General features: G+C 70.4%; 13 protein-coding genes. 8 read left to right on the top strand and 5 right to left on the bottom strand.

Features of this window, described 5'->3' with window-relative positions; all coding sequences use genetic code 11:
• Nucleotides 1–82: 82 nt before the first annotated feature.
• Nucleotides 83–397, top strand: coding sequence for a DUF6457 domain-containing protein (locus AC792_RS01745; protein WP_049828862.1), 315 nt, complete (start codon nt 83–85; stop codon nt 395–397).
• 47 nt (nt 398–444) lie between these two features.
• On the opposite strand, the gene AC792_RS01740 is transcribed toward AC792_RS01745, so the two are convergent.
• The 3 genes from AC792_RS01740 to AC792_RS01730 all read right to left on the bottom strand — a co-directional run bounded on the left by AC792_RS01740 (nt 445) and on the right by AC792_RS01730 (nt 4467).
• Entirely contained in the window at nt 445–711 is a 267-nt protein-coding gene (locus AC792_RS01740; protein WP_049828861.1) for a hypothetical protein, read from the bottom strand.
• Between the two features lie 94 nt (nt 712–805).
• Complete coding sequence (locus tag AC792_RS01735; protein WP_235436301.1) at nt 806–2056, bottom strand: MFS transporter; 1251 nt, start codon at nt 2054–2056, stop codon at nt 806–808.
• Between the two features lie 8 nt (nt 2057–2064).
• Nucleotides 2065–4467, bottom strand: a complete 2403-nt coding sequence (locus AC792_RS01730; protein WP_082177262.1) for an FdhF/YdeP family oxidoreductase — start codon at nt 4465–4467, stop codon at nt 2065–2067.
• 276 nt (nt 4468–4743) lie between these two features.
• Between AC792_RS01730 and AC792_RS01725 the strand changes: the two genes are divergently transcribed.
• Both AC792_RS01725 and AC792_RS01720 read left to right on the top strand, forming a co-directional pair.
• Nucleotides 4744–5307, top strand: coding sequence for a MarR family winged helix-turn-helix transcriptional regulator (locus tag AC792_RS01725; RefSeq protein WP_082177260.1), 564 nt, complete (start codon nt 4744–4746; stop codon nt 5305–5307).
• On the top strand, nt 5307–7160 hold the full coding sequence (locus tag AC792_RS01720; RefSeq protein WP_082177259.1) for an MFS transporter: 1854 nt from the start codon (nt 5307–5309) through the stop codon (nt 7158–7160). The genes AC792_RS01725 and AC792_RS01720 overlap by 1 nt, the downstream gene beginning before the upstream one ends.
• Before the next feature lie 100 nt (nt 7161–7260).
• Here the strand turns inward: AC792_RS01720 and AC792_RS01715 are convergent, their stop codons facing one another.
• Nucleotides 7261–9588: a glycosyl hydrolase family 95 catalytic domain-containing protein gene (locus AC792_RS01715; RefSeq protein ID WP_049828859.1), complete on the bottom strand. Its 2328-nt coding sequence runs from the start codon at nt 9586–9588 to the stop codon at nt 7261–7263.
• Nucleotides 9589–9763: 175 nt separating this feature from the next.
• On the opposite strand from AC792_RS01715, the gene AC792_RS01710 reads away from it, so the two are divergent.
• Entirely contained in the window at nt 9764–10735 is a 972-nt protein-coding gene (locus AC792_RS01710; protein WP_049828858.1) for an acetylxylan esterase, read from the top strand.
• Between the two features lie 16 nt (nt 10736–10751).
• Complete coding sequence (locus tag AC792_RS01705) at nt 10752–11708, top strand: aldo/keto reductase (protein ID WP_049828857.1); 957 nt, start codon at nt 10752–10754, stop codon at nt 11706–11708.
• Between the two features lie 45 nt (nt 11709–11753).
• On the opposite strand, the gene AC792_RS01700 is transcribed toward AC792_RS01705, so the two are convergent.
• Nucleotides 11754–14651, bottom strand: coding sequence for a glycoside hydrolase family 3 C-terminal domain-containing protein (locus AC792_RS01700; RefSeq protein ID WP_235436300.1), 2898 nt, complete (start codon nt 14649–14651; stop codon nt 11754–11756).
• A 188-nt stretch (nt 14652–14839) separates the two neighbouring features.
• On the opposite strand from AC792_RS01700, the gene AC792_RS01695 reads away from it, so the two are divergent.
• Genes AC792_RS01695 through AC792_RS01685 form a run of 3 tightly spaced genes read left to right on the top strand, consistent with a single transcriptional unit; the run spans nt 14840 to nt 18560 of the window.
• The gene (locus AC792_RS01695; protein ID WP_049828937.1) at nt 14840–16531 is read left to right on the top strand and encodes an extracellular solute-binding protein; all 1692 of its coding nucleotides are present in this window, start codon (nt 14840–14842) and stop codon (nt 16529–16531) included.
• 8 nt (nt 16532–16539) lie between these two features.
• Complete coding sequence (locus AC792_RS01690; protein ID WP_082177256.1) at nt 16540–17613, top strand: ABC transporter permease; 1074 nt, start codon at nt 16540–16542, stop codon at nt 17611–17613.
• Nucleotides 17610–18560, top strand: coding sequence for a carbohydrate ABC transporter permease (locus AC792_RS01685; protein WP_049828856.1), 951 nt, complete (start codon nt 17610–17612; stop codon nt 18558–18560). Before AC792_RS01690 ends, AC792_RS01685 begins: the two co-directional genes overlap by 4 nt.
• Nucleotides 18561–18570: the final 10 nt, after the last annotated feature.

Below are 18570 nucleotides of genomic sequence, written 5' to 3'. Positions count from 1 at the left end.
GGCGGGCAGAAGTGCTAGAGCTTGGAGGAGCGTTGCCGGTCCCGACCGGCGGCCACACCCGCAGCCGACCGGAGGAGACACGATGGCAACGCCCGACGACGAAGAGCGCACCCTCAGTGAATGGAGCCGCACCCTGGCGCAGGCCCTGCAGGTCCTCGACCTCGAGGTGGATCACCCGCGGATCGTGGAGCTCGCCCGACGCTCGTCCGGGCACACCTCGCCGAATGCCGGTGCGATCAGCGCCTTCATGGTGGGGTACGCCGCAGGGTCGGTGACCACGGACGGTCGCGAGGAGGCGAGCGCCGCGGTGGAGAAGGCGGCGAAGACCGTGCTGACGATCATCCACAAGGACGAGGAGACCCAGGAGGAGGAGGGCTGGACCGGCACGGCGCAGTAGCCGGTACCGGCCCCACCCGATGAGCGTGGGGGTTGACGCGGATCGCGTCAGCCCTCACGCGCCTCGCTCCCTGGTTCCGCGTTCGTCGCGTCGTCCGTGGCAGCGGTGTCGCGCAGTGCCTGCCGTCGGTCCAGTTCCTCGCGCAGGTCGTGGTGCTGCCCCTCCGTCTCGGGATCGGTCTCGCCGTCGGCGATGTACTGACTGTCCCGTGAGCGGTGGTTCCTGCTGTTGAGGATGTCGAGGTCGTCCCGGTCGATCATGGTCAGGTCCTCGGGGAAATCCTCGCCGGGGTCCAATCTGCTGGTGTCGCTCATGCCCTGCCTCGCTCATGCACTGGTCATCCGATCGTCCCGTTGCTTGAGACGAGATCGACAGTACCGTAACCGCACCATTTCCCCGGTGGACCGATCAGGCGGTGGATGTGCTCCTGGATCCGAGGTGCGCAAGGGTCCGGGGAAGCACGACGGCGACGAGCACGGCCGCCGTGAGGCCGAGCCCCGAGTACCCCAGCAGCACCAGCGCGGGCCCCGCGAGCGCACCACCCGCAGCTCCGGCAAGATTCATCAGCAGGTCCGACGTGCCCTGGACGGGTGCGCGTTCCGCGACGTCCACGGCGCCCGCGAGCAGCGCCGAGGCGGAGACCACGCTCGCGGACCAGCCCAGACCGAGCAGTACCAGGCTCGCGGTCACCCAGGCCTCGGACCCTGATCCCTGCCAGGCGATGAGCAGCGCGGTGAGCAGGAGGACCTGACCGCACAGGATGCCCCGCGCGGGGCCGGCGCGGTCGGCGATCCAGCCGAACAGCGGTGACAGCGCGTACATCCCGGCCACGTGCAGGCTGATCGTCAGTCCCACCACGGACAGGCCAGCCCCGTGGTCGTGCAGGTGTACCGGTGTCATGGACATCAGGGACACCATCGCCGCGTGAGCGACCATGAGGGTCACCACGGCGAACCGGGCTCCTCGATTGCGACCGAGGATCGTCAGGCCGCGCCGCTCCCCGGGAGGCGGGGTGTTGCCGGGGTCACCGGATGCCCGGTGCCGCAGCGCGGTCAGGAGGGGATCCGGCCGCAGCCCCACTGAGTAGACGAGGGCCGCTGCGAGCGGCGCCGCCACGGTGAACACGAAACCGCCGCTGAGCGCCGGGATGCCGCGGCCCCCGGCGACGAGCGGGCCCGGCTCGAAGAGATTGGGCCCGAGGACGGCGCCGATGGTGGTGGACCACACCACGAGGGAGAGGCTCCGTCCGCGGGTCGCCCCGGTGGCGAGGTCCGTGGCGGCGAACCGCGCCTGGAGACCGGTCGCCGAACCGGAGCCCAGCAGCACGAGGGCCACCAGCAGGAGCGGGAACAGCGAGAGGGAGGCCGCGATGATGGCGAGCAACGCCCCGCAGCAGGCGACGGCGGAACCTGTGGCGAGCGAGACCCGGCGGCCCCGGCGCTGGGCGAGACCCGCCAACGGCACGGCGGCGGCTGCAGCGCCGAGCGTCGCCATGGTCGCGGCCATGCCGGACCACGCACCGGAACCCGAGATCTCGGCCGCGAGCAGGGCGCCGAGGGAGAGTGTGGCCCCCGCGCCGAGCCCGCCGAGGACCTGGGCCGCCACGAGGGCCCGCACCACGCGCCGCTGGACGGCGTCCATCGCAGGGGTGCCCGTCACCTACGGGGTCAGGCGTCGACCGTCTCCCGCTCCCCGGACGGCGTGCGCCCCGGGAAACCGTCGGGCTCCGGCTGCTGCTCCGTCGCCACGGAATCGTACTCCGCGGGCGCCGTGTGGTTGCTCGGCTCGAAGCGCACGATGATCTGCTTGGAGATCGGCGTGTTGCTGCCCTGCGCCACCCGGTCCAGCGGGACGAGCACGTTCGCCTCGGGGTAGTAGGCGGCGGCGCACCCGCGGGCGGTCGGGTAGGAGACCACGCGGAAGGCGCGCAGCACACGGTCCACGCCGTCGTCGTAGACGCCGTGGACGTCCACGTTCTGACCGTCCTTCAGACCCAGCTCGCTGATGTCCTCGGGATTGATGAACACCACGTGGCGGCCCTTCTTGATGCCGCGGTAGCGGTCGTTGAAGCCGTAGATGGTGGTGTTCCACTGGTCGTGCGAGCGCAGCGACTGGAGGATCAGCGTGCCCTCGGGGCGCTCCAGGTACTCGAGGTCGTTGACGGTCAGCACGGCCTTGCCCGTGGGGGTGTTGAAGGTGCGTGAGTCGCGCGGGCCGTTGGGCAGCACGAACCCGCCCTCCTGACGGATCTTCGTGTTGTAGTCCTCGCAGCCCTCGACCACGCGGGAGATGTGCTCGCGGATGAGGTCGTAGTCGTGCTCGAACGCCTCCCAGTCGGCATCGATCCTCCCGTCGATCGTGGCACGGGCGAGACGGCTGATGATGGCCACCTCCGAGAGCAGGTTCTCGGACACGGGTTCCACGCTGCCCCACGAGGGGTGCACGGCGCAGACGGTGTCCTCCACCGAGACGAACTGCACGCCGGTGGCCTGGCGGTCGATCTCCGTGCGACCCCTGCAGGGCAGGATGAGCGCCTCCTTGCCGGTGACGAGGTGCGAGCGGTTCAGCTTGATGGAGATCTGCACGGTCATGTCCGTGTTCTCGAACGCCTTCTCGGCCACCTGGGTGTCCGAGATCGCCGAGACCAGGTTCCCGCCGAGGGCCACGAACGCCTTGATCTCGCCGTCGCGCATCCGCTTGATGGTCTCCACGGCATCGGCGCCGTGCTCACGCGGCGGCTCGAAGCCGAACTCCTTGCCCAGGGCGTCCATGAACACGGGGGGCATCTGCTCCCAGATGCCCATGGTGCGGTCGCCCTGCACGTTGCTGTGCCCGCGGATGGGGGAGGCGCCGGCGCCGGGCTTGCCCATGTTGCCGCGCAGGAGCAGGAGGTTGATCATCTCCTTGATGGTGGCCACACCCTTCTTCTGCTGGGTGATGCCCATGGCCCAGGTGATGATCACCTTGTCGGCGGCGATGTACCGCGCGGCGAGCTCGTCGATCTCCTCCGAGCGCAGTCCCGTGGCCTCGAGGATGGTGTCCTCGTCCAGCTTCAGGAGGTAGCTCCGCAGCTCGTCGAGGCCCTCGCAGTACTCGTCCAGGAATGCCTGGTCCAGCACGGTCCCGGGGTTCCTGGCCTCGGCCTCGAAGACGCGCTTGGACACACCCTGGAGCAGGGCCATGTCGCCGCCGAGCCGCACCTGGATGAACTGGTCGGCCATCTCGGTGCCCTTGCCGGCGACACCGCTGACGGTCTGCGGGTTCTTGTAGCGCTTGAGGGCTGCCTCGGGCAGCGGGTTCACGGCCACGATCTGGCCGCCGGTGTGCTTGCAGGCCTCGAGCTCGGTGAGCATGCGCGGGTGGTTGGTGCCCGGGTTCTGGCCCATGACGATGATGAGGTCGGCGTCGGCGTAGTCGTCGAAGGTGACGGTCGCCTTGCCGATGCCGATGGTCTGCCCCATGGCCCAGCCGGAGGACTCGTGGCACATGTTGGAGCAGTCGGGGAGGTTGTTGGTGCCGAAGCCGCGGCTGAACAGCTGGTACAGGAAGGCGGACTCGTTGGAGGTGCGGCCGCTCGTGTAGAAGGCGGCCTCGTCCGGCGAGTCCAGGCTCTTCAGCTTGTCCCCGACGATCGTGAACGCCTCGTCCCAGCCGATGGGACGGTAGTGGTCCTCACCGGCGGGCTTGTACACGGGTTCGGTGAGTCGGCCCTGCATGCCCAGCCAGTACTCCGAGCGGTTCTTCAGCTCGGTGATGGAGTTCTCCGCCCAGAAGTCGGAGTCGATGACCACGGGCGCGGCCTCCCACGTCACGGCCTTCGCACCGTTCTCGCAGAACTCGAAGGTCTTGCGTTTGTGCGGGTCCGGCCAGGCGCAGCTCGGGCAGTCGAAGCCGTCCTTCTGGTTCATCTTCAGCACGGTCTTCAGGGTGCGCTCCACCCCCATGTGCTCGATCGCCGGCTTCATGGAGTGGTACACGCCGGGAACGCCCGCCGCCCAGTCCTTCGGCCGGTCCTGCACCTTGAGGTCCTTCTCGTCGGCTTCCTCTACACGGGGCTGCTTCTGCTTCATGGCGAACGTCCTCTTCCATCGCCCGGTGCGGGCACTGATCGGCGGGTGCGGTTGTCCCTGTGTATCAGGCCTAACAGGGAGGCAGCTCGAACCGCAAGTGTTCCCGGGCCGGGTGCGGCTCCTTGACGCGGTGTGCGGGTGCGCAGCCCGCGCCGGTGGGACCGTGTGTTCCGGGTTTCGGGGACGACGTCGTCCTCTTTGGTTAGTTGACCTAACGAAATGATGGGCGTACGGTTACTTAGAGCAACGAAGTAAAAGTGGAACGGGAGCACGCGGATGTCGGTAGCACAGCAGACGGCTGCGGAGTTGGTGCACAACATCTTCGACCTGCAGCGCGCCCTGCGCGGGATCACCGCTGCGGGGACGAAGTACTCGGACCTCGGTCCGGCCCACACCGGTGTGCTGTTCTACATCGGCGACGGTGCCCCGATGCGCGCATCGGCGCTCGCCACGAAGCTGGGGATCGGTCCCTCGGCCCTCAGCAGACAGCTCGCGGATCTCGAACAGCTGGGATTCGTGGTCCGTAGCCCCGACCCCCTCGACGGACGTGCGTGCCTGCTCTCCCTCTCGGACGAGGGGGGTGCCTACCTCACCGAGACGTACGAGCGCCGGGCCGAGACGCTGAGGGGCATCCTCGCCGACTGGACCGAGGGTGAGGCCGAAGCGGCGTCGTCCACGGTGCAGCACCTCGCCGCGGCCCTCAGGGCGGCACCATCCGCCCCGGGTGCCGGGTACCCCCATCCGGACCCGCGACCACCCCGCACCCACCAGAACAGTACGGGCAACGACGGCCGTCACCACCCGGACCACGAGTCCAGAACCACGAAGGAAGAACGCTGATGGCCATCCAGACATCACGGGCGGAGGACGCCCAGGCGCCCGAACGCCCCATCGCGGCGCCCACGCCGTCGCACGGGGGCAACGAGCCCATGAGTCACAAGCAGATCCTGCAGGCGCTGACCGGTCTGCTGGCCGGTCTGTTCACCGCGATCCTCAGCAGCACGATCGTGGCCAACGCCCTGCCCACCATCATGAGCGACCTCAACGGTTCGCAGACCGACTTCGCGTGGGTGATCACGGCCGCGCTGCTGGCCAATGCCGCCACCACACCCATCTGGGGCAAGTTCGCCGACCTCTTCGACAAGAAGGCGCTCGTACAGATCAGCATCGTGATCTTCGTGCTGGGATCCGTGCTGGCAGGGTTCGCGCAGACCATCCCGGTACTGCTCACGGCTCGCGTGATCCAGGGTGTGGCGATGGGTGGGCTGACCGCCCTGGCGCAGGCCATCATCGGCACCATCATCGCCCCGCGTGAGCGCGGCCGGTACTCCGGGTACATGGGTGGCGTCATGGCCGTCGCCACGGCGGGTGGACCGCTGCTCGGCGGGTTCATCGTCGACTCGCCCCTCGGCTGGCGCTGGACCTTCTTCGTCTGCGTGCCGCTCGCGATCATCGCGCTGGTACTGCTCCAGCTCACCCTCAAGCTGCCGGACACCCGCCGCAAGGCACGCGTGGACTGGCTCGGCTCCATCCTGCTGACGGCCGGCGTGAGCCTCCTGCTCATCTGGGTCTCCTTCGCGGGCAAGGAGGGCTACTACGCCTGGTTCTCCACGGAGACGCTCCTGATGGTGGGTGGCAGCGCGATCCTCCTCGCGCTCCTGCTGGTGGTCGAGTCGAAGGTGGCCGAGCCCATCATCCCGCTGAAGATCATCTCCCAGCGCACCACGGCGCTCGCGATCATCGCCTCCGTGGCCGTCGGTATCGCACTCTTCGCCACCTCGAGCTACCTCGGCCAGTACTACCAGGTGGCACGCGGCGCCACCCCCCCCGCGGCCGGCCTGCTGACGTTGCCCATGATCGGCGGGAACCTGCTCGGCTCCATCGGCGCCGGTCTGCTGGTCACCAAGTACGGCAAGTGGAAGCGCTTCATCGTGGCGGGGTCCCTGCTCCTCATCACAGGGCTCGGTCTCGCCGGTACCATCGACCACCTCACCCAGCTCTGGGTGGTGGGCACCTACACCTTCGTCTTCGGTCTGGGTCTCGGCCTGATGCTGCAGAACCTCGTCCTCGCGGTGCAGAACACCGTGGCCGTCCGGGACATCGGCTCGGCCAGCGCGTCCGTGGCCTTCTTCCGCACGCTCGGTGGTGCCGCCGGTGTGGCCGTGCGCGGCGCGCTCCTCGGCGCCCAGGTGCAGAACAAGGCCACGGAGGGCCTCGCCGCCGCCGGCGCCCCCACCACCGGTGGTGCGTCCGGCGGGTCGCTCGACCTCGTGAACCTGCCCGCACCGATCGCCGAGATCGTCCGTGCCGCGTACGGCGACAGCACGGCCCTGATCTTCCTGATCACGGCCGGCGTCGCGCTGGTGGCACTGGTCTGCGTGCTCTTCATCAAGGAGACCCCGCTGCGGCGCACGGTGGACTTCGCCCAGGCTGCGCCCACCGGGCCTGCGGCGTCCATGTCGCCGGCAGCCACCGGTGGCCTGCCCGCCGTCAGGGGAGCGCAGGGCACGTCCGAGGGTCCCACGGCGGAGGCCCCGGATGCCGCCGAGGAGGACGTCCTCGCGACCCGGCCGTCCCACGGCCGGCACAGCGCGGGCCCCGTGGTGATCCGGAAGTCGGACGCCGCTGAGCTGAAGCGTGAGCTGGAGGCGCTCGAGGGGTCCGCCCCGGAGCGCGGAGCGCCCACCGACTGATCATCGGGAGCGCGTTCACGGGCAGGCCGTCGGAGGGATCCGGCGGCCTGTTCGCGTCTGTGCGCCCCGACCGTCCGGGTGGGGCATCTGCCCGGTCACGTCAGCCAGTACGGCCGCCACCGGTGAACGCGGACGCGGCGAGAGAGCATCCCGTGGTGCCGACGCTCCGACGGAGGATGTGCCCGCGATAGCTCACCACGACCTCGAGCGGGGTGTCGCGGGCGGTGAGCGTGGCGGTGACCAGTTCCCCGTTCCTCCAGTCGAGGTCCACGAGGACGCCGGGCCGTGCGAGGAGACCCCGCACCCTCCCGGTCGCCAGCTCGGGGGGAAGAGCCGGCAGGAGCGCGATCCGCCCCTCGTGGCTCTGCACCAGCGTCTCGGCGAGCGCGGCGACGAAACCGAGGTTGCCGTCGAGCTGGAACGGGGGATGCGCCGCGAACAAGTTCGGGTAGAGGCCGCCGGCGAAGGGCCCGCTCACGCTGCCCGCCGGGCGGAACTGGAGCCGCAGGAGGTCGGAGACCTTGTCCGGACGTCCGAGCCGCGCCCAGAGGGCGAGTTTCCAGGCGAGGGACCACCCGGTGGAATCGTCGCCCCGGTCCAGGAGCGACCGCGTGGCCGCAGCCCGGTGCTCCTCGTCGAAGGGGACCGAGCCGGGGTAGAGGGAGTAGAGGGGACTGAGGGGCCGGTGGCGGCGATCCACGGCCACAGGGTCGTCGGACCACTCGCGGATGCCCCCGTCCGCGCCTACCGGGGGAACGGACGGCAGGGCGTCGATCCGCTCCGCGACCTCCCTCACCACCGGGTCCGAGGAGCAGCCGAGAGCCGCTGCGGTGTCGAGGACGGTACGGAAGAGCTCGTGCAGCAGTGAGAGATCCATCGTGCTCGACGTGCCCAGTGAGGCGGGACGGCCGTCCGGCAGGAGGAACCTGTTCTCCGGCGAGGTCGACGGGCTCGTCCCCCAGACGGGAGCTCCCCCCTCAGGAGCGGGGAGCTCCACCATCCAGTCGAGGGCGAACTCCGCTGCTCCCCGGATGATCGGCCAGGCCCGCGGCAACAGGTCCCGGTCACCGAACCGGATGCGCTCGGTGAGGTGACGCACGAGCCAGGGGCCGGCCATCGGCCAGAAGGCCCAGGAGGGATCCCCGTGGCCGCCACCCACCGGGGAACTGTAGGCCCAGGCGTCCGAGTTGTGGTGCACCACCCAGCCGCGCGCTCCGTACAGGCGCCGCGCGGTGTCCCGCCCGGCGACGGACAGGCTCTCGATGAGATCGAGCAGCGGTTCCGCCGTCTCCGGCAGCTGCGCCACATCGGCCGACCAGTAGTTCATCTGCAGGTTGATGTTGGTGGTGTAGTTGGAGCTCCACGGCGGTTGCATGCTGTTGTTCCAGATGCCCTGCAGGGTGGCCGGCAATCCACCGGGTCGTGACGACGAGACGAGCAGGTACCGGCCGACGTCGAACAGGAGTGCGGCCAGTGACGGGTCGGCGGCGAGGGGGCCTTCAGGGTGCTCGGCGGCACGCGTGATCCGCACGTCCGTCGGGGTGTCGTCGTCCTGCGGTCCGAGGTCCAGGCCCACCCTGTCCGCCAGGCGCCGGTAGTCCTCGATGTGCGCCGCCAGGACGCGGTCCGATCCTGCGAGGACGGCGGCGACGACGCGGGAGGACGCCCGGGCCGCAGCGTCCGTGGCCGTGCCGGCGGGCGCGAGGGGCGGGCCCCGGTCCGCGGTGGCGGTCGCGGTGACCACCACGACGCGTGGCCCCCCCTCCGGCGTCCGCGCCCTCACCGTGCGCGTCACGACGGCCGCCTCGAGGCTCGCACCGGGGACGTCGCTCCAGCTCACCGGCGGGCGGGTGGGTTCGTGGCCGGGGGCGACGTCGGAGGGCAGACGCAGGAGCAGGGTGCCGCCGGTCCGTCCGACGGCCCGCAGGGGGCTGGTGAGCGAGACCTCGACCACGGCGCCCGGGGGGAGGCCGTCGATGACGTGCATGAGCACCCCGTGCGGGCAGGAGGCCACGGTGCGCTGGGTCAGTGGCCCGGAGCGGACGGTGTGGACGGCGTCGTCGAGGTCCAGCACGCGCCGGTACGTCCCCGGGGAGGCGCCCGGGGGAAGGCGCAGCTCGAGGGTGCCCAGGGGGAGGAACGCCTGCGTGTAATCGGACTGCAGTGCGATGACGGCCGCCTCGGCGTCGATCGGGCGCCCTCCCGCGAGGTGGGCCCGGGCGCCGGCGACGAGGTCCCGGGCCGTCCCCGTGTCCGGGCCACGCTGGAGCCGCTCGCTCCGCGGACCGCCTGACCAGGCCGTCTCGTCGTTGAGGTCGAAGCGCGGCGCGGAGGCGTCCCCCCAGCACATCGCCCCGAGTGCCCCGTTGCCGAGCGGGAGCGCCTCGAGCCAGGCGGTGGCCGGCGCCGGGTAGGAGAGGATCGTCAAGGGCCGGCCCCGGCTCCCGCCGGTCCTCCCGGAGCCGTGCACGGTGACGGGTACATTCGGGCTCCTCCCAGGACGTCGTCGGCATCCGGGCACACCGGGCGCGGATGCCCGACATGCCCCAGGAGCATTTTGTAGTGCGGTGCAACAAATGGTCAAGAGGTGATAGAACAAGCCCATGGCCACCACCGACCTCCCCCTCGACGTCCTGCGCTCCTATGCCCCCGATGTGCTGGAACCGGAAGACTTCGACGACTTCTGGGCCACCACGCTCCAGGAGTCGCGACGCGCCGATGCCGGTCACTCACTGACACCCGTGACCACCCCGATCACGGGCGTCAGGATCGAGGACCTGACCTTCTCCGGATTCGGCGGCGAGCCGGTCAGGGCCTGGGTGACCAGACCGGTCGGGGACACCGGCCCCTTGCCGGCGGTGATCGAGTTCCAGGGCTACAACGGCGGGCGCGGGCTCGCCGGCGGGCGCCCGCAGTGGGGCGCGCGCGGGGGCGCGCCCGTGTTCATGGACACCCGGGGGCAGGGCAGCGGCTGGGGAGGAGGCGGGGACACCCCCGCCCCCCACGGCTCGGGTCCCGCCGTGGCAGGGTTCATGACCCGGGGGATCCAGGACCCCGCCGGCTACTACTACCGCCGTCTCTTCACGGACGCCGTGCGGCTCGTGGATCTCGTGAAGACCCTCGAGGGCGTCGACGCCGCCCGGATCTCGCTCACCGGCGGGAGCCGGGGTGGCGGGATCGCGATCGCCGCGTCTGCGTTGTCGGGGGGCGTCCGGGCCGTCATGCCCGACGTACCGTTCCTGTGCCACTTCCGCCGCGCGGTGGAGGCCACGCCACAGGAGCCGTTCACCGAGATCACCCGGTACCTCTCCGTGCACCGCGAGCGCGAGGAGAGGGTCTTCGAGACCCTGAGCTACTTCGACGGGGTGAACTTCGCGAAGCGCATCGGCGTGCCCGCCTACTTCTCCGTGGCCCTCATGGACGACGTGGTGCTGCCCTCCACGGTCTTCGCCGCCTACAACCGGGTACCGAGCACCGAGAAGTCCATGGAGGTCTACGCCTTCAACGGGCATGAGGGCGGCCAGTTCCTGCAGTGGACCCGCCAGGCCGCGTGGTTGGCGGGTCTCCTTGGCTGAGCGCGGGGGAGAGGCGATGCGTGGGCGTGTCCTCGCGGGTACCGGGATCTCGTTGACCGAACTCGGGTTCGGTGCCGCGGGTCTCGGCAACATGTTCCACCCGGTCTCCGACGAGCAGGCGGCGGAGACGCTGACCGCGGCCTGGGAGTGCGGTGTCCGGTACTTCGACACCGCACCCCACTACGGGCTGGGTCTCTCCGAGCGGCGCGTCGGGGCGGCGCTCGCCGAGCACCATCGCGAGGACTTCGTCATCTCCACCAAGGTGGGGCGCCTGCTCGTCCCACGCCGGCCGGCGACGGCACGGGACGACGACATCTTCGCCGTCCCCGGGGACCTGCGACGGGAATGGGACTTCTCCCGCGACGGTGTGCTCCGCTCCATCGAGGCGAGCCTGGAACGGCTGGGTCTGGATCGCCTCGACATCGTCCACGTCCACGACCCGGAGGTCAGCGGCATCCCGGACGCGGCTGTCACCGCTGCGGCGGCCCTCGTGGAACTCCGCGACGAGGGCGTGGTCGGCGCGGTGGGCATCGGGTCGAACGACGCCGGTGCCGTGGCGGACCTGCTGCGCACCACGGACATCGACACCGCCATGCTCGCCGGGCGCTACACCCTGCTCGACCGGGCGGCATCCGATGCCGTGTTCGAGGCCGCGGCCGGACGCAGCATCGTCGCCGCCGCGGTCTTCAACTCCGGTCTCCTCTCCCGGGCCCGGCCCCCCTCCGGGGCCACCTACGACTACGCGCCGGCCCCCGCGGATCTGATCGAGCGGGCCGGGCTGCTGGCGGCCGTCGTCGCGGCGCACGGGCGCACGTTGCCCGCGGCGGCGCTCGCGTTCCCCCTGAGGAACACGCAGGTCGCCGCCGTCGTCGTGGGGATGCGCACACCGGACGAGGTCCGGGAGAACGCGGATCGCGTGCTGCGGACCTGGCCCGATCGGATGTGGAGGGACCTCGAACACCGGCAGGGGTGACGGTCACGCCGACCCCGCGGGGCCGCCACCCTGCCGGTGCGCGCCTCAGCCCAGCCGGATCCGGCTGACGACCACGCCGCCCCGCAGCGCGAGCCGCAGGTCCCGTACGTCGTCGACGGCGCCGAGGTCCAGCGGGACGCGCAGCTCCCCGCCGAACTCGGAGGGCAGCGTGCAGCTCCCGACGGCGATCCACGTCCCACCGTGTCCGGGCACCTCGAGGCGGACGGTGCAGCCGCTGCCGGGGTGGGTCGACGCGCTGGACACCACGTCCACCACGGCGTCGCCCACCGCACCCGTAGGGAGATCGGCCCAGTTCCGGTAGATCGCCCATGCAGGACGCGACGGCACGGCGGGGGCGACGGCGGTACCCGTCAGCGGCGGCGCGGCCACCAGGGCGAGGTTCCCGCAGGCGTCGAAGCCCTCGGCGCGGAACCACCGCCCGCTCCGGCGTGGAGCGCTGCCGGGTCCGCCCAGCTCCACCGGGACGGAGAGCGGGAGGTCCTCCGCGGACGCCCCGACCAGGATCCTGTACGCACCCGGTTCCACCACCATCCGCTCCTCGACCACGCTGTAGGTCGCGAGGCGCTCCAGCGGGACGGTGATCGTCACCGCCGTCGACCCGCCGGCCGGGACGGTGGCGCGCCGGTGGCCCACGAGGAGGCGCCGGGGGAAGTCGAGGACGTGCCCGGGAGCCGTCGCGTACGCCTGGACCAGTTCGACGGCCGGCCGGTTCCCGGCGTTGTGGATCTCGACGGTGATCTCCATGAGCCCCGTCGTCCCCGTCCCGGTGGTGCCCGGCATCAGCTCCAAGTCCACCGATCGGTAGCGGACGTCCCCGTAGGTGAGCCCGTGCCCCAGCGGGTAGAGCGGCTCGGCGCCGCTGTACAGGGAGGTGGCGCGTGGGGTGATGATGTCGTAGTCCAGGATGTCGGCCAGGTCCTCGTCGCGGCCGTACCAGGTCTGGGGCAGCCGCCCGCTCGGTTCGACGTCGCCGCTGAGGACGTCCGCCACGCCGTTGCCGATCTCCTGCCCGCCGTGGGCGGTCCACACGATGGAGGGGGTGTCCGCCAGCGCCCCCAGCGCGTACGGGTAGGAGGACACGACGAGCAGGACGGTCCGGGGGTTGGCCTCCCGGACGAGGCGCACCAGCTCCTGGTCGGCGTGGGGAAGCTCCAGCGTGGTCCGGTCCAGGGTCTCCCTGCCCCCGAGGTGGGGTTCGTTGCCCACCACCACCACGGCCGTGCCTGCTGCTCGCGAGGCCCTCAGTGCCGCCTCGTGGCCGGAGGTGAGCGTCCTGAGCACGAACCGCTCCGCGGTACCGGCGTCCGGCACCAGGGCGGCGCTGCCCGTCCCGGTCTCGATCCGCAGCCATCGTCCGCTCGCCACGTGGTGGAGGGCCACGGTGCCGTCCGCGGCGTGGTCCAGGCGGAAGGTCTCCTGGACCACCCAGCCCCCGACCCGCTCGGCGGCAGCCCGCAGGTAGCCGTCACCGGTGTGCGTGACGAACTTCCCGGTGGACGCCGAGCGGAGGGTGACCTCACCTCCGCCCCAGTCCTCGAGGACGAAGGACTCGGCCGGGCCGGGTGACGGGATGGTGGCGACGAGGACGGCGTCCTCGCTCCCGCCCAGGTAGCCTCCGGTCCGGACGCTCCGCAGCGCCACGACGTCCCTGCCCTCCTCCACGACGACGCCGCTCCCCGGCACATCGCCGTACCGGCGGAAGAGCCCTTCAGCGATGCTCACCTCGTGCTGCAGGGTCCCGCTGTACCAGTCGCTCATGACCCGGGAGCCCAGGGTGCCGATCACGGCGATCGTGCCCGGCGTGGCGCCCAGGGGCAGGAGCGGGCAGGCGGGATCGTTCCGCAGGACCACCACCGCCTTCGCGGCGGCCTCCCGGGCCAGCTCCACGTGGGCCGGTGCCCCGACGGTGTCCGCCCCGATGGACGCGTGAGGGTCCTGGTCCGGTGTGAACTCCCCGGTCCGGGCCCGTAGGAGGAGCAGGCGCAGGACCGCCCGGTCGACGTCGCCCTCGTCGATGAGCCCTCCCTCGAGCGCCTCGGTGAGGAAGGCGATCGACGGCGCCGCGTCCGCGCCGTCGTCCGTGAAGCTGTCGACGCCCGCGCGGAGTGCTGCGGCGTAGGCGGTGGCGCCGTCCGGGAAGTACTTCTCGGCGCGGAAGAGCGATCCCGGGGCGCCGGCATCGGTGACGATCGTCAGGTGCTCCCCGTTGCGCCAGCGCCTCAGCTGGGAACCCACCAGGTCGGAGACGTGCGCGGGCCGGCCGTTGACGAGGTTGTAGGAGAGCATGACCGCGCCCACGACGCCGTCCTCGATGGGCGACCGGTACGCCGGGAGCTCGTACTCGTGGAGGACCCTCGGGCCGAGTCCGCTCGAGGTCACGTTGCGGTCCACCTCGTTGTTGTACCCGAGGAAGTGCTTGAGCGTGGGGACGGTCAGCCAGGTCGCGGGATCCTCACCCCTCAGCCCCCGGCAGTAGGCTCCGGCGAGCTGGGCGGTGAGGTGGGGATCCTCGGAGAACCCCTCCTCGTTGCGCCCCCAGAGCGGGTGTCGCAGCGGATTCACCACCGGCGCCCACACGTTGAGGTCCACCCCCGGCAGGGTGGCCTTCTTCGCGCGGAGTTCACGGCCCGTGGCGGTGCCGAGCCGCTCGATCAGGTCCGGGTCCCAGGTGGCCGCCATGCCCACCGGCTGGGGGAACACGGTGGCGGGACCGAGCCAGGCGACACCGTGGGCCGCCTCCGCGCCGGTGTGGAACGCCTTCAGCCCCAGCTCGGGTATCGCCGGCGCGTGCTGGTGCAGCATGGCGATCTTCTGCTCCAGGGTCAGGGACCCGAGGATCGCCTCGGCGACGGGGAGCTCGTGGACAGCAGGGTGGGTGGTGGGGTCGCCGTCGGCGGTACTCCGGGGTGGGGTGGAAGGCACGGGAATCCTGTCGGTCGGTCGAATCGTCGTTGCCGGGGCACGGGCGCCGCCGGCCGCCGTCGTGTGAGCCACGGCACATCCGGGTCTTGTCGGCGAGGTGTGCTTAGCCTACGCTGTAGCCAATCGAAGCGCTTCGACGATCCGTCGGGAAGTCGCTCGTCCCTGATTTCCACGAAGGAGTGCTGATCATGCTCGGTTCACCCCGCGGCCAGGCGAAGCGCCGCACCGGTACGGCAACCCATCCGCTCGACGAGGCGACGTCGGGGTTCAGCCGCCGCTCGTTCCTCGGGGTCCTCAGCGGGGCGGTGTTCCTCGCAGCGGCTCCCGCGACGCTCACCGCCTGCTCCGGGGCATCCACACCCCAGGCCACCACCGCGGGGGGCATGACGGAGGCGCTGGACAAGATCGTCCCGACCTACAAGCCGCTCGAGCTCGTCACACCCGACATCGCCTCGGTGAACGGGTCCACGCCGGGCTTCACCACCATTCCCTCCCTCGTGAAGTCGGTCACGGAGGCCCCGGGGAGCGGTGGCACGTACACGGCCATGACCCCGGCCTGGTGGGCGGTGCCGCCGGGCCTGCCGCGGAACAGCTACTACGCGCAGGTCAACGAACAGCTCGGCGCCACGATCGAGTTCCAGGTCAACGACGGCAACGCCTACGCGGACAAGGTGCAGACGGTGCTCGCCTCGCCGAAGGACGTCCCGGACTGGATGGTCATCCCCGGGTGGAACCTCCCTCCGCGTTTCGGGCAGGCCGCGTCGGGCGTGTTCCAGGACCTCGCGGAGTTCATCGCGGGCGACAAGGTCCTCAAGTACCCGAACCTCGCCAACATCCCGACGGCGGCGTGGAAGATGGGCTGCTTCGAAGGGGGTCTGTACGGACTTCCGTACCCCGGCGCCCTGATCTCCGACGCCATCTTCTACAGGGCGGACCTCTTCGAGGAGCTGGGTGTGCAGCCCCCGACGTCGGCGGACGAGTACCGCGCCGTCGCCAAGGAACTCACCGACGAGTCCAAGAACCGGTGGGGTTCCGAGGACGTGTGGAACGGTGCCCAGATCATGTTCGGCGTGGTGCCGAAGTGGAAGCAGGAGGGTGACCAGCTCAAGCACAGGTTCGAGACGGAGGAGTACCGGGCCGCCCTGGAATGGACGGCGCAGCTCTTCGCGGACGGCTCGGTCCACCCCGACGCCGTGGCGGGCAACGCCCAGCAGGCGAAGCCGCGCTTCGAGTCCGGCGCCACGCTCATGACGACGGACGGCACGGGATCCTGGCACGAGGCCCTGGCCCGCACGCTGCCCTCGAACCCCCGGTTCGACATGCAGCCCCTGGACTACTTCGCCCCGGACGGTGGCACACCCACACTGTTCCGTGCCCAGCCCGCGGCCATCTTCAGCTTCATCAAGAAGGCCGACCCCGCGAAGGTGGAGGAGATGCTGGCGCTGGCCAACTTCATGGCTGCCCCGTTCGGGACCGAGGAGAACGCGCTCATCGTCAACGGTGTGGAAGGCGTGCACTACACCCGCGACGAGCAGGGAGTCCCCCGGGCCACCGCCAAGGGCACGGAGGAGGTCACGAGCACCTACGCCTTCCTGGTGAACAGCCCGATCGTGAACTCGATGGTGCAGTACCCCGGACTGGTGCAGGCGCAGTCCGAGTGGGAAGCGCGGCAGGCCCCGAACGTCGTGGAGGACGTCTTCTTCGGCATGCAGATCCAGGAGCCCCCCAAGTTCGCGTCCCTGGGTACCCCGTTCGACGACCTCGCGAAGGACATCATCCGCGGGCGCAGGACCATGGCCGACCTCGACGCCGAACTGGCCTCGTGGAAGAGCAAGGGCGGCGAGGAGCTCCGGGAGTTCTACGCCGGGTTCCTGGCGTAGGGGGCACGATGGCCACGGGGACGGAGAGCGAGCACGGCTCGCGACAGCAGGGCGGACCCACGCTCACCACGTCGTCGACCGCTCCGGCGTCGGCGGCGGCACCACCGACGACGACGCCGCGGCCGGATGCCGCACGACGGTCCGTCGGGTCGGTGACGGCGCGTCCGCGGTTGAGGGCGAACCGACGGGTACGGTTCAGGCGGGATCGGTCCCTCGTGCTGATGACCCTGCCCGCGGTGGCACTCCTCGGGGTCTTCGCCTACGTCCCCATGCTGGGGAACGTGGTGGCGTTCCAGGACTACTCGCCCTACGTGGGGATCCCCGGAAGCCCGTTCGTGGGGTTCGAGAACTTCACGAGGGTCCTGGCGGACCCCGACTTCTGGCACGCCGTCACGAACACGCTGGTCATCACCGCCTTCCAGCTCGTGTTCTTCTTCCCGATCCCCATCGCTCTCGCGATACTGCTCAACTCACTGGTCAGCCCTCGGCTGCGGTCCGCGATCCAGGCCGTGGTCTATCTGCCGCACTTCTTCTCCTGGGTCCTCGTGGTGTCCGTCTTCCAGCAGATATTCGGCGGGGCAGGGCTGCTCAACCAGTCCCTCCGCGCCAACGGCTGGCAGGCCGTGGACATCATGACGAATCCGGACACCTTCCTGTTCCTCCTGACGTCCCAGGCCATCTGGAAGGACGCCGGCTGGGGGATCATCGTCTTCCTCGCCGCACTCAGCGCCATCGACCCCGCACAGTACGAGGCGGCGGCCGTGGACGGCGCGGGCAGGTGGAAGCGGACGTGGCACATCACCCTCCCGGGGTTGCGCAGCGTGATCGTGCTGCTGCTGATCCTCCGGCTGGGGGACTCCCTGACCGTCGGTTTCGAGCAGCTGATCCTGCAGCGCGACGCCGTGGGAGCGGATGCGGCAGAGGTGCTGGACACGTTCGTCTACTACACCGGCGTCCAGAACGGTGACTGGAGCTACGGTGCGGCGGCCGGGCTCATCAAGGGTCTGGTGAGCCTGGCCCTGATCCTCGTCGCCAACAAGATCGCCCACATCTTCGGCGAGAGCGGGGTCTACTCCAAATGAGCATCATCGACAAGGTCCAGGCGTCCAAGAACACGACCGCCACCTTCCGGAAGCAGCGCACCGGAGCGGAGCGTCCCGCGTGGGAGGAGGAGCCGAGTGCCCTGGGCCGGGCGGGCAAGGTCATCATCCTCGTCATGGTGGTCCTCGCCGTCCTCGGCCCGCTGTACACGATCGTCCTCACGAGCATCTCCTCCCAGGCCACCATCACGCGGGCAGGGGGCCTGGTCCTGATCCCGGGGGAGATCTCCTTCGCGGCGTACCAGCAGATCCTCGACGGCGGGGTGGTCACCCGGGCGGTGCTGGTCAGCGTCGGCGTGACCGCGACGGGCACGTTCATCAGCATGGTCGTCTCCATCCTGTGCGCGTACGGGCTGTCCAGGCCCGGATCGTTCGCGCACACGCCCATCCTGTTCACGCTGCTCATCACCATGTTCTTCAGCGCGGGCATCATCCCCGCCTACCTGCTCGTGTCCGGTCTGGGCCTGATCAACTCCTACTGGGCGCTGATCCTGCCCGGGGCCGTCTCGGTGTTCAACATCATCATCCTCCGGGGCTTCTTCATGGGGATCGACAAGGGCATCCTGGAGAGCGCGAGGATCGACGGGGCGAGCGAGTGGCGCACCCTGTCCCAGATCGTCCTGCCCATGTCCAAGGCGGTCACGGCGGTCATCGCCCTGTTCTACGGGGTGGGGTACTGGAACGCGTTCTTCAACGCCGTCCTCTACATCAACGACAGCGCGAAGAACCCGCTCCAGGTGGTCCTGAGGTCCTACGTGCTCCAGGGGGTCTCGGTCCCCGGCCAGGTGGACGTCGGAACCGGGGCAGCGGCCGGGCCGGCACTCCAGATGGCGGTGATCGTGCTCGCCACGATCCCGATCCTCCTCGTGTACCCCTTCGTGCAGAAGCACTTCACGAAGGGCGTGATGATCGGTGCGGTCAAGGGATGATCAGGCTGTC

Origin of the sequence: Arthrobacter sp. RIT-PI-e, from assembly GCF_001187915.1 — a bacterium.
Classification (GTDB): Bacteria; Actinomycetota; Actinomycetes; order Actinomycetales; family Micrococcaceae; genus Arthrobacter_D.
The sequence above is the reverse complement of the archived record's forward strand: the minus strand, read 5'-3'. Positions and strand labels throughout refer to the sequence as shown.

What these genes read in the sequence shown, in the direction of transcription:
- AC792_RS01745 (WP_049828862.1), top strand. Translation starts at nt 83, where the DNA reads ATGGCAACGCCCGACGACGAAGAGCGCACCCTCAGTGAATGGAGCCGC.
- AC792_RS01740 (WP_049828861.1), bottom strand. Translation starts at nt 711, where the DNA reads ATGAGCGACACCAGCAGATTGGACCCCGGCGAGGATTTCCCCGAGGAC.
- AC792_RS01730 (WP_082177262.1), bottom strand. Translation starts at nt 4,467, where the DNA reads ATGAAGCAGAAGCAGCCCCGTGTAGAGGAAGCCGACGAGAAGGACCTC.
- AC792_RS01725 (WP_082177260.1), top strand. Translation starts at nt 4,744, where the DNA reads ATGTCGGTAGCACAGCAGACGGCTGCGGAGTTGGTGCACAACATCTTC.
- AC792_RS01720 (WP_082177259.1), top strand. Translation starts at nt 5,307, where the DNA reads ATGGCCATCCAGACATCACGGGCGGAGGACGCCCAGGCGCCCGAACGC.
- AC792_RS01710 (WP_049828858.1), top strand. Translation starts at nt 9,764, where the DNA reads ATGGCCACCACCGACCTCCCCCTCGACGTCCTGCGCTCCTATGCCCCC.
- AC792_RS01705 (WP_049828857.1), top strand. Translation starts at nt 10,752, where the DNA reads ATGCGTGGGCGTGTCCTCGCGGGTACCGGGATCTCGTTGACCGAACTC.
- AC792_RS01695 (WP_049828937.1), top strand. Translation starts at nt 14,840, where the DNA reads ATGCTCGGTTCACCCCGCGGCCAGGCGAAGCGCCGCACCGGTACGGCA.
- AC792_RS01690 (WP_082177256.1), top strand. Translation starts at nt 16,540, where the DNA reads ATGGCCACGGGGACGGAGAGCGAGCACGGCTCGCGACAGCAGGGCGGA.
- AC792_RS01685 (WP_049828856.1), top strand. Translation starts at nt 17,610, where the DNA reads ATGAGCATCATCGACAAGGTCCAGGCGTCCAAGAACACGACCGCCACC.